The organism is Staphylococcus ureilyticus (assembly GCF_002902235.1).
Classification (GTDB): domain Bacteria; phylum Bacillota; class Bacilli; order Staphylococcales; family Staphylococcaceae; genus Staphylococcus; species Staphylococcus ureilyticus.
In genome coordinates this window covers 1-8,171 of record NZ_PPRL01000096.1, presented here as the reverse complement: position 1 = coordinate 8,171, position 8,171 = coordinate 1, and the positions used below count along the sequence as shown (strand labels likewise).

The following is an 8,171-nucleotide window of genomic DNA, read 5'->3' as shown; positions in this document are numbered from 1 at the left end:
TTACGATACTGATCAAGGATGGCATGATTTGAAAATTGTGCCTTATGGACCGATTGAACTTTCTCCAGCGGCCCAAGTATTACATTATGGACAAGCAGTATTCGAAGGATTGAAAGCTTATAAACATGACGGCGAAGTAGATTTATTCCGTCCATCTGAAAATTTTAAACGTATTAACAATTCTTTAGCACGTCTAGATATGCCTCAAGTTGATGAAGATACTTTATTAGAAGGTTTAAAACAATTAGTAGATATCGAACGTGATTGGGTACCAGAAGGAGAAGGCCAATCATTATACATACGACCATATGTATTTGCTACAGAGGGTATTTTAGGTGTACGACCTTCATATTCATATAAATTATTAATTATTTTATCACCTTCAGGTTCTTATTACGGTGGTGACTCTTTAAATCCGACAAAAATTTATGTAGAAGATGAATATGTACGTGCAGTCCGTGGTGGTGTTGGTCATGCAAAAGTAGCTGGTAACTATGCGGCTAGCCTTTTAGCACAAACAAATGCATCAGCACAAGGCTATGACCAAGTACTATGGTTAGATGGTGTAGAGCAGAAATATGTGGAAGAAGTCGGCAGTATGAATATCTTCTTTGTAGAAAATGGAAAAGTGGTAACACCTGCATTAAATGGTAGTATTTTACCAGGTATCACACGAAAAACAGTTATTGAATTAGCGCAAAACTTAGGTTATGAGGTAGAAGAACGTCGTGTATCTATCGACGAGTTGATTGAAGCGCATCATAATGGTGAATTGACTGAGGTGTTCGGTACTGGAACAGCAGCGGTGATTTCACCAGTTGGTCAATTAAAATACGGCGATACTGAAATCGTTATTAATAATAATGAAACAGGAGAAGTAACTCAAAATTTATATGATCATTATGTTGGTATTCAAAGTGGTAAGCTTGAGGATCCGAATGGTTGGAGAGTAGTTGTACCAAGATATTAAATTTCTCCCCAAAAAATAACAATAAACAGCACAATAAAAGGAGCAAGTCAGAAATCTCACGTTTCTAAAGATTTCAGCGTCTTGCTCCTTCTTTTTTGTTGAAAACTATTAACAGACAGTCTGCGATGGTTTAACTTAATGCCAATATTTAAATAGCGGTCCATCCGTGCCGTATATTGGATCTGTGTCAGGTAAACTTGCATTTTTGATGTTCTCTATATTTTGTGGCCATTCGTCAGGGTTTCGAGTACAAAAATCATAATCTTGACCATTTGGATAGGCACCTATTACTGCAAAATTATGGTAACTGTGAACTCGTTTATGACCATAACCAGCTGGTATGATAATGACATCGCCTTGCTGAATATCTACATGAGGACCAAATTCACCACCTAGTTGTACGATGGCATTTCCTGAAACGACAATTAGGACTTCATGTGTATTGCTATGATAATGATGTACTGGAAATATGCCGCTACGCCAAGCGTTTGACCAATTGTTTTTATTTAAAATATCTAGAGGACTTTCTTCTTGTTTGATTACATTTTTATATAGCAGTACGGCATATTTAGGGTTGTTTGGAATTGAATCATCACTGTCGCAAGAAATGGTTTCGATTTGAACATTAGGGTTAGGTACCAAACTATTCACCTCTTTTATGGTATTACTATAACTCATAACCTAAATATTAGGATTTTAAATGGTGTTCACAGTCAGTATGTTAGTTGAGTTATTTGTTTTAGGAACGATTTTTATATTAAAATTAAGTAGTAAGTTGAGGGATACATATTGTTAAACATAGGAGCTGTTTAAAACATGGAATGGATATTATTTGATAAAGATGGCACAATCATATATTTTGATCGCAGTTGGATGAAAATCGGATTGCAACTCGTTGATGATTTTATGGAAACATATAAGGATGCAATTGACGATATAGATGAAGGTTACGCGTATTTAGGTGTTATAGATGGTGAAATTCAACCAGGTACGATTATGGCTTCAGGCGCATTAGATGAAATGATTGAGGCATTTTGTAAAATTGCAAATCAAGATGTAACAAGTTGGGCTCAACAAAGAAGTCAAGTACTCGTCGATAATAGAGTGCCAGAAAATGTTTTAGTTGAAGGCATCAGTGAAACATTAGATACGTTAAAGCAAAGAGGTTACAAACTAGGTATTGTGACAAGTGATTCTAAAAGAGGGGTAGAGCAATTCTTGGAATACACGCAATTCGACCATTACTTCGATATTGTAATTTCTACTGAAGCGGATGCCGTTGAAAAACCAAATCCTGAAGTGCTAAATCCACTTTTTTATAGATATGATGTAGAACCTGAAAATGTAGCCATTATCGGTGATACTGCGAATGATATCCAAACTGGCATCAATGCTAAATTAGGGTTGAAAGTTGCAGTTTTAACTGGTGTTGGTTTAAAAGAATCATTTACTAAAGCGGATTATATTTTTGAAACTGCAAATAGTGTAGTGGACATATTATAATAATAGGACTAATCCACAAAATATAGGAGCGGGACAGAAATCTAATTTTATTAAATAGATTTCGTCGTTCCACCTTGGCAAGTATGGCTAGAATTGAAAAAACTTGATTTAAAGCGCATTTTCAGTTCAATCACCTACTGTCAATATGGATTGGGCTGGCACGAATCCATTATGTCTTAGTCTCTATTTGTAAAAAAACGTAAACGAGGTGGTTGAATGATTGATGGAAGATATGCAAATTATCGCGGTGAAACATATAAAGTTGTAGAAATTGTAAGTAATGAAGTATTGTTAGTCACTGAGGATGAACGAGCTATGGAACATGGTTTTGAAGCACAAACGCATCGTCACGCTGCACATACATTATATTATAAACATGTAGCGAGAGATGATGTTGATGAACTTTATGAACTATACCAAGAAGCGAGATATAGTGGTGCTATTTTTGATTTATATAAAGACTTAGAGGGGCAATTATATATAGGTACTGAAGACGAAGATAAAGCAAGTACATTTGGTCTCGACCAAACTGATGAATATTATTATAGTAAGTATGTAGATGAAGACGAGATAGAAAAGATTATTTATCGTAAACATATTGAATAAAGTCCCACTTCCCAACTTGTTGGGTTAGTGGGACTTATGCATGAGCAGAAGCTCAGGTAAACCTTTAAAGCACTTCCCAACTTGTTGGGTTAGTGGGACTTATGCATGAGTAGAAGCTCAGGTAATGGGTTAACTTGATGGTGCGTGCAGGAAAGAATTGATTTCTTTCAAAAGATATTGTTGCCCTGCGTTTTGTTCTACATTACAAAATCTGTTTTATATGGTACTATTCTTGATTTTGCAAATGTTTTAAGCAATAAACGTATTATCGTTGATCTACATTTCGATAAGTTTCAATAATGTGACGGATTTTATCAATAACAGGATTTAGTGATTCTGGATCTGCATGTAAATCATATTCATTGATGTTCACTCTTACAACTGGACACGCATTGAATTCACTAATCCAATCTTCATATCGTTTGAATAATTTTTTCCAATATTCTGGATCTGTTTCAATTTCCATTTGTCGACCACGTTGTTTGATGCGATCAATCACTTCATCATAATCACATTCTAAATAGATAAGTACATCTGGTTTTGGGAAGTATGGTGTCATGACCATAGCATTAAATAGTTCGGAATATGTGTTGAAGTCTTCTGGACTCATTGTCCCTTGTTCTTCATGCATCTTAGCAAAAATATCAACATCTTCGTATATAGAGCGATCTTGGATAAAGCCGCCGCCATATTCAAACATACGTTTTTGTTCTTTGAAGCGCTCTGCTAAAAAATAAATTTGTAGATGAAAGCTCCAACGTTCAAAATCATGATAAAACTTATCTAGATAAGGGTTATGATCTACATTTTCAAACGATGTTTTAAAATTTAATCTTTGTGCCAATGCTTTCGTTAATGTTGATTTTCCAACGCCGACTGTACCAGCGATTGTTATCACAGCATCTTGAGGGATACCGTATTTATTCATCATCTTTTCCTCCAATCAATGGTTGCACTAAATCTAAAATATAATTATAATCATTTTCTTGCTTCATAAAATCTAAATCAGTCGTATCTATTCGAATGACACTTTCACCATCTGCTTTTAACGAACGATAATAGGCATTGTAATCACGTTTTAAATTAAGTAAGTAGTCGTCTTCAATCTGATGTTCGAAGCTACGATTACGTAACGCGATACGCTTTTTCAATATTTCTAAATCTGCATCTAGAAAGATAATCACATTTGGCATTTCTAAATCTTCAGTTAAAATATCATAAATTCTAGAGAATTTATTGAATTCAGAAGGTGTTAAAGTATTATTTGCAAATATTTTATTTTTATAAATATGGTAATCACTTACAATACCTGTAGAAATTGCTTCAAGATCTTGAAATTGTTTGTAACGATTACATAAAAAGAACATTTCTGTTTGAAAACTCCATTTGGAAATATCTTCATAAAAATCGGATAGAAAAGGATTTTCATTTACGATTTCTTTTTCTTCATAATAATTAAAAGTCTGGCTAAGTTTATGTGCTAATGAAGATTTACCGACGCCAATCGGCCCTTCAACAGCAATAAATTGTTTTTTCATGTTTTTACCGCTCCAATGTTAAAATAGACAATAAATATTGTACCATATGTGAGGTGATAGACACATGTATACTGACCAATTTTATATGAAAATTGCGCTAGAAGAAGCGCGGAAAGCTGGTGCTATTGGAGAAGTACCAATTGGAGCTATTGTCGTGAAAGATAATGAAGTTATTTCACGAGCGCACAATTTACGAGAATCCACTCAAGATCCTACTGCACATGCTGAACATATTGCGATTCAAAAAGCTGCAAAACAGCTTAATAGTTGGAGGTTAGCGTCCTGTAAACTTTATGTTACTTTGGAACCTTGTGTAATGTGTTCAGGTGCAATCGTCATGAGTCGTATTCCCGAAGTAATCTATGGTGCACAAGACTTAAAGGGTGGTTGTGCAGGTAGTTTGATGGATCTGTTGCAAGAATCACGATTTAACCATCGGGCCAAAGTTACTACAGGTGTATTAGCAGAGGAATGTAGCCAATTATTGAAGACATTTTTTAAAGATATTAGACAAAAGAAGAAAATCATACGAACAGAGGATAATACAAATAGTGAAACATTTGGTAAAATATGAAATGTGTTACAAAATTATGGCAATTTGTGAATGAGTATTCAATCGGTGTTTTGAGATAAAGTAGAAACGAGGTAAATCAATGATAAATTTAATTGCAACAGATATGGATGGTACGTTATTGAACGCTGCACATGAAATATCAGAAGAAAATATCCAAGCTATCAAATATGCACAATCACAAGGTATAACTGTAGTCATTGCTACTGGTCGGGCATTTTATGAAGCAAATGCACCAATCAATCAAACAGACTTAAAAGTGCCATATATTTGTTTGAACGGTGCAGAAGTCAGAGATGAATCATTTAATATTATGAGCACTTCAAATTTAAATAGAGAACTCATAAATCGCATTACGGTAGAATTAAATAAAGAAAACATTTTCTATCAAGTGTATACAAACTTAGGCATCTATACTGAGAATCCATTACGAGACTTAGAGATTTATATTGATATTGCACAACGTGCTGGTCAAGAAGCAGATGTAGAAAAAATTAAAAGTGGCATTCAAAAACGTATAGATAACGGTACATTAAAAGTAGTTGAGAATTATGACAAAATTCAAGATACACCTGGTGAAATTGTGATGAAAATATTAGCTTTTGATAGTGACTTAGAAAAAATTGATCGAGTAAGTGAAACATTAGCAAAATCAGAAAGTTTGGCAATTTCTTCTTCATCACGCGGAAATATAGAAATTACGCACTCAGATGCACAAAAAGGTATTGCTTTAAACACGATTGCAGAGCGTCTAAATATTGATATGGAAAATGTTATGGCAATCGGTGATAATATGAATGATGTTTCAATGTTGGAACGCGTTGGTTATTCAGTTGCAATGGAGAATGCAGCTCCAGAAGTTAAAGCAATCACAAAATATGAAACTGACTCTAATGAACAAAGTGGTGTTGGTAAAGCGATAATGAAACTACTTAGAGAAAATAACAAATCATAGCATGAGGTGAAAGGATAAATGAAAGGATTAATCATAATAGGGAGTGCTAAAATGGGCTCGCATACAAATGCTTTAGCTCATTATTTAAAAGGTCATTTTGAAGACCAATATTTTGAGGTGGAGATCTTTGATCTAGCGGAACATCCAATTCATCAACTGGATGTCTCAGGCGTTTCTTCGCCAAGTGAAGTGTATAAAAATAATTTAACATTATTACAAACGAAAGCGCGAAATGCAGATTTCTTTATATTAGGAACACCAAACTACCATGGGTCATATTCTGGTATTTTAAAAAATGCATTGGATCATTTAACGATGGATGATTTTAAAATGAAACCAGTTGGATTAATCGGTAACAGTGATGGAATTGTAAGCTCTGAACCATTGTCTCATTTACGTTTGATAGTACGTTCATTACTCGGAATCGCAGTACCAACGCAGATTGCGACGCATGATACAGACTATAATAGATTAGATGATGGTACGTATTACTTGGATAACGAGGAGTTTCAATTACGTTCAAGACTATTTGTGGATCAAATTATTTCATTTGTGAAAAATAGTCCGTATGAACACTTGAAATAGTGTGAAGTTATTTTTGAATAGGGGTTACGATGCAAGTTGTATCTCGCTATGTACATAACCTAAAGGGGTTTGGAGCGCATATGAAATCAAACATTACTTTGATTTCATATGCGCTCTTATGTTGCTGAAGTTTAATTAGGCAGTACTGTGAAGTATTGAATTAACTATTAAATGATACTGTTCAATCAGCTGTTTAATTTCTTCTAACTTGATATCATGCAAATAAATACATCTTTCATCAGATTGATCTCGAGATTTTTTTAAAAGGTTAAGTTCGATAAAATGGTTGATTTGTGAAGAAACAGGTGAATTTTGGACTTGTAATAACTTTTTTAATTCAATGGCATTTATTTTATTCTTATTAAGATAGAGCAATTTATCCAAAATGATTACCTCAGAAATCGTAAGATTCAAATTTTGTTTCACTACTTTATTAATCAATCCTCTTTTTTCTTCATAAATAATTGTATTCATATTGTCACCACACTTTTAATATTTTGCTTTTATGCGTTAGATTGAAATTGTTGATAGAAATAGAATTTTAAATGTTGAATTACTGACTAGTTTCTTATGGTATTTAAAATCAGAAGGTTGGCAACCAATAATATTATTGAACAGATAACAATATTCATTTTGGCTACGAAAATCATAGCGTTGTTGAACAATGTTTAAATGATCACCATTAAGCAAATCACATATGGAAGCATGAATTTTAGATGTCGTAATATATTGAGATAACTTACAGTTCATCAATGTTGAAAACTCTCTTGATAAAAAGCTATTATTTACAAAAAAATAATTAGCAATTTCTTTGCAGGTAATTTTAGTCGTTAAATGCGTATTAACATATTGAACGACATCTTTAATTAAAGCTGTTTTATAACTGCATTGTAATTCAGAACTTTGAAAATTTTGATGCTCAGAATATTTTATACTTTTAATTAAATCTTTAATGGCATTGTTCGGATTGGTTATAGATTGATGTTGAATCGCATCAATTATATCTAATAATTTGAGGCGTATCTCTTTTTTTAACGATATATGTTTAAACGTGTTAAAATTTAGTTGTTGGAAGTATTGATAATAGTAAAAATTATTTAGTGAAAGACAGATTAAACTACCGTTAAAAGAGATTTGTTTAATGGATTCATAGTCGTGAATATAAAATACGTCACCTACTTTAAAATGATGAAAAGTAGTGTTTTTCAAAGCTATAAATTCTCCTTCTGTTACTAAAAAAATATGTAGAAAATGAGGTCTACTTAATTGGCTTATAGAGCCATACTGCGCATGTTTTATTTTAAAAGTATCATCCATTTTATTGGTTTCACCACTTACATCAAAATAAAAATTAATTATAAACTACTACTGTAATTATTTTAATATGAAAATTGTATATAGAACATTAATAAAATTTAACAGTTAATATACATTATTTTATAA

The 8,171-nt window shown here is 32.9% G+C and carries 11 protein-coding genes; 6 read left to right on the top strand and 5 right to left on the bottom strand.

Features of this window, described 5'->3' with window-relative positions:
• Positions 1 to 970, top strand: a 970-nt coding sequence (locus CD150_RS10050; RefSeq protein WP_103161551.1) for a branched-chain amino acid aminotransferase, incomplete at its 5' end; no start/stop codon positions are given.
• 135 nt (positions 971 to 1,105) lie between these two features.
• Here the strand turns inward: CD150_RS10050 and CD150_RS10045 are convergent.
• Positions 1,106 to 1,621, bottom strand: a complete 516-nt coding sequence (locus CD150_RS10045) for a cupin domain-containing protein (RefSeq protein WP_397610342.1) — start codon at positions 1,619 to 1,621, stop codon at positions 1,106 to 1,108.
• Positions 1,622 to 1,786: 165 nt separating this feature from the next.
• On the opposite strand from CD150_RS10045, the gene CD150_RS10040 reads away from it, so the two are divergent.
• Positions 1,787 to 2,473, top strand: coding sequence for an HAD family hydrolase (locus CD150_RS10040; RefSeq protein ID WP_070657538.1), 687 nt, complete (start codon positions 1,787 to 1,789; stop codon positions 2,471 to 2,473).
• A 216-nt stretch (positions 2,474 to 2,689) separates the two neighbouring features.
• Positions 2,690 to 3,079 carry a UCP033725 family protein gene (locus CD150_RS10035; RefSeq protein ID WP_103161550.1) on the top strand — a complete coding sequence of 130 codons (390 nt, stop codon included), beginning with the start codon at positions 2,690 to 2,692 and terminating at the stop codon, positions 3,077 to 3,079.
• 265 nt (positions 3,080 to 3,344) lie between these two features.
• Here CD150_RS10035 and CD150_RS10030 read toward each other — a convergent pair whose 3' ends face one another.
• Both CD150_RS10030 and CD150_RS10025 read right to left on the bottom strand, forming a co-directional pair.
• Positions 3,345 to 4,007, bottom strand: a complete 663-nt coding sequence (locus CD150_RS10030) for a deoxynucleoside kinase (protein WP_040029931.1) — start codon at positions 4,005 to 4,007, stop codon at positions 3,345 to 3,347.
• A complete protein-coding gene (locus tag CD150_RS10025; protein ID WP_046207250.1) occupies positions 4,000 to 4,617 on the bottom strand; it encodes a deoxynucleoside kinase in 618 nt (205 codons plus the stop codon). Before CD150_RS10025 ends, CD150_RS10030 begins: the two co-directional genes overlap by 8 nt.
• Before the next feature lie 64 nt (positions 4,618 to 4,681).
• Here CD150_RS10025 and tadA point away from each other — a divergent pair, with 64 nt between their 5' ends.
• From tadA to CD150_RS10010, 3 genes are all read left to right on the top strand, one after another.
• The gene (gene tadA, locus CD150_RS10020) at positions 4,682 to 5,191 is read left to right on the top strand and encodes a tRNA adenosine(34) deaminase TadA (protein ID WP_073343482.1); all 510 of its coding nucleotides are present in this window, start codon (positions 4,682 to 4,684) and stop codon (positions 5,189 to 5,191) included.
• A gap of 79 nt (positions 5,192 to 5,270) precedes the next feature.
• Positions 5,271 to 6,143, top strand: coding sequence for a Cof-type HAD-IIB family hydrolase (locus CD150_RS10015; protein WP_073343478.1), 873 nt, complete (start codon positions 5,271 to 5,273; stop codon positions 6,141 to 6,143).
• 18 nt (positions 6,144 to 6,161) lie between these two features.
• Positions 6,162 to 6,728, top strand: coding sequence for an NADPH-dependent FMN reductase (locus tag CD150_RS10010; protein ID WP_103161549.1), 567 nt, complete (start codon positions 6,162 to 6,164; stop codon positions 6,726 to 6,728).
• Positions 6,729 to 6,863: 135 nt separating this feature from the next.
• Here CD150_RS10010 and CD150_RS10005 read toward each other — a convergent pair whose 3' ends face one another.
• Both CD150_RS10005 and CD150_RS10000 read right to left on the bottom strand, forming a co-directional pair.
• Complete coding sequence (locus CD150_RS10005; protein ID WP_046207254.1) at positions 6,864 to 7,202, bottom strand: transcriptional regulator, SarA/Rot family; 339 nt, start codon at positions 7,200 to 7,202, stop codon at positions 6,864 to 6,866.
• Between the two features lie 36 nt (positions 7,203 to 7,238).
• Complete coding sequence (locus CD150_RS10000) at positions 7,239 to 8,045, bottom strand: helix-turn-helix transcriptional regulator (RefSeq protein ID WP_073343474.1); 807 nt, start codon at positions 8,043 to 8,045, stop codon at positions 7,239 to 7,241.
• Positions 8,046 to 8,171: the final 126 nt, after the last annotated feature.